The sequence below is a fragment of the Ideonella sp. P3_A4 genome (assembly GCF_056403075.1).
The window spans coordinates 1-2,649 of the sequence record NZ_JBFUGE010000750.1 but is presented as its reverse complement, the minus strand read 5'-3'; the positions used below and the strand labels follow the sequence as shown (position 1 = coordinate 2,649).

Genomic DNA, 2,649 nt, shown 5'->3' with positions numbered 1-2,649 from the left:
GTCGTGAGGTGTGTGGGCAGGCCAAGCGCCTCGCCCGCCACCCGCAACGTGGCGAACGGATCGGCAAGGTCCAGTGCCTGCGCGCCGTTCTGCTTCGACAGCTTCTGTCCGTCGGCTGCCAGCACCAGCGGTGTGTGCAGGTAGTCCGGCGTCGGCACGCCCAGCAGCCGCTGCAGGTGGATCTGGCGCGGCGTGTTGTCGGCCAAATCTTCACCACGCACGACATGGCTGATGCCCTGCTCGGCATCGTCGACCACCACCGCCAGCTGGTAAGCCCACAGGCCATCGGCACGCTTCAACACGAAGTCGCCGACCTCGGCGGTCAGGTGCTGCCGCTGCGGGCCCAGCCGGCGGTCTTGCCACTCAATCCATAGATCACCGCCATCGGGCGCATCGGTGCGCAGGCGCCAGGCGCGTGCCGGGCGGCCGTGCAGCCCGTGGCGGCAGGTGCCGGGGTAGACACGCTCGCCGTGGCGCTCGTGCTGCACGCCGAGCGCGGCCAGTGCCTCGTCGATCTCCTTGCGGCTGCAGGCACAGGGGTAGGCCCGGCTGGTGGCGAGCAGGCGGTGTAGCGCCACTTCGTAGCGGTCACCGCGGGCCGACTGCCAGACCGGCGGTTCGTCCGGCACCAGCCCACAAGCGGCCAACTGCTGCAGGATCAGCTGGTCAACACCTGGCATGCAGCGCGGCGTGTCCACGTCTTCGATGCGCACCAGCCATTGCCCACGTTGGGCACGCGCGTCCAGCCAACTGGCTAGCGCCGCCACCAGCGAGCCGGCGTGCAGCGGGCCGGTCGGCGACGGGGCGAAACGCCCGACATATCGCACCGACGGCGCCGGCGGAGCTTGCCTGCTCATTCGCAGCCGCGCAGGCTGTGCTGGGGCGAGTGGCGTTCGAGCAGCGCCTGTCGCGTGGCCGGGCTTTCCAGCTGCTGCAGCCACCATTGCAAAGCCAGGCCCTGAGGTGCCTTCTTCGGCTGCGGCACGGCGGCGCTGCGCCACGCGTAGGCCATGCCGCCGACACGCCGCTGCCGCTTGACCAGCTTGGTCACCAGCCGGCCATGGCGCACGTGCTCTCGCACCAGCACCTCGGGCACGAAGCCGCAGCCCAGGCAGCGCAACTGCGCCTCGATCTTGGCCTGCATGCTCGACACCGTCAGCACGTCTTGCCCCGGCAGCAGGTTCACGGTCATCCGCGCCATGCGCATCGCCGAGTCGGCCACGGCCACCGCACGGTGGCGCACGATCTCTTCATCGCCGATCGGCTCGGGCAGCGAGGCCAATGGGTGGTGCGGTGCCATCGCGAAGACGAACGGCATCGAGCCCAGCGGCTTCATCTCGATGCCCGGTGGCGCTGGCATGTCGGCTGGCACGCCCAAAGCCAGGTCCGCCTGGCCGGAGACCAGCGCCTCCCACGTGCCGGCGAGCACCTCGGTGCGCAGGCGCAGCCGTGTTCCCGGCCCGGGCTCTTTGTCACCACTGGGCCGCAGCGAATAAAACGACTCGCACAGCTCCAGCAGCGTCAGGCGCGACRGCACGTCGTCGACGGCGATCGTCAGTTCGGTTTCCCAGCCGGTGGACACGCGCCGTACGCGCTGCGCCACCGCGTCCATCTCGGCCAGCAGGCGTCGGCCCTCGTTCAGCAGCTCTTCGCCGGCTGCCGTCAGTTGCGCCTGGCGCGAGCGCCTGTCGAACAGCAGCACGTCCAGCGCGTCTTCGAGCTGGCGCACGCTGTAGGTCAATGCCGATGGCACCTTGCCCAGCTCGCGGGCGGCGGCGGCAAAGCTGCCGGTTCGGGCAATGGTGTCCATCATCGCCAGGGCGTCGGGGGTCAATGCGCTTCTTCGGTCCATATCGTTTGCATTGTCGACTTCATCTTATTTGAAAGGTCGATTCGAGCCACTGCGGCCCGCTGCAGGCCACCACTGCCTACATTGGATGCACACACAGATTGGAGGCTTTCAGATGATCACCGTACGCAAGGCCGAAGACCGCGGCGTGGCCGACCATGGCTGGCTCAAGAGTTTTCACACCTTCTCGTTCGCCGACTACTACGACCCGGCCCACATGGGCGTGGGCAACCTGCGCGTCATCAACGACGACCGCATCGCGCCCGGCACCGGCTTCGGCACCCATGCCCACCGCGACATGGAGATCGTCAGCTACGTGCTCGAAGGCGAGCTGGCGCACAAGGACAGTCTCGGCACCGGCGCTTCCATCCGCCCCGGCGAGGTGCAGCGCATGACCGCCGGCACCGGAGTGCGCCACAGCGAGTTCAACCACGCTGAAGGCCAGAGCACCCATTTCTTGCAGATCTGGCTGCTGCCGGCCCAGGCGGGCCTGGCGCCGGGCTACGAGCAAAAGGCCTTTGGCGAGGCCGAAAAGCGGGGCCAGCTGCGGCTGGTGGCCGCGCCCGATGGCCGCGATGGCGCGGTGACGTTGAATGCCGATGCGGCCATCCGCGCGGGCCTGTTCGACGGCGACGAATCGGCCGAGCTGGCGCTGGACCCGAAGCGCCTGGCCTATGTGCACGTGGCGCAGGGCGAGATCACGCTGAACGGCCATCAGCGCCTGGTCGCCGGTGATGGCGTGGTGCTCGATGGCGAGACGAGCCTGAAGCTGTCCGAAGGCCGCGGCGCCGACGTGCTGG

The 2,649-nt window shown here is 68.8% G+C and carries 3 protein-coding genes; 1 reads left to right on the top strand and 2 read right to left on the bottom strand.

What is annotated here, in order from left to right; genetic code table 11:
* On the bottom strand, positions 1-857 hold an 857-nt coding region (gluQRS, locus tag AC1DYI_RS32170), incomplete at its 3' end, for a tRNA glutamyl-Q(34) synthetase GluQRS (RefSeq protein WP_477208177.1).
* On the bottom strand, positions 854-1,852 hold the full coding sequence (locus tag AC1DYI_RS32165) for a LysR family transcriptional regulator (RefSeq protein WP_477208176.1): 999 nt from the start codon (positions 1,850-1,852) through the stop codon (positions 854-856). The genes gluQRS and AC1DYI_RS32165, both read right to left, overlap by 4 nt.
* Positions 1,853-1,964: 112 nt before the next feature.
* Here AC1DYI_RS32165 and AC1DYI_RS32160 point away from each other — a divergent pair.
* On the top strand, positions 1,965-2,649 hold a 685-nt coding region (locus AC1DYI_RS32160; RefSeq protein WP_477208175.1), incomplete at its 3' end, for a pirin family protein.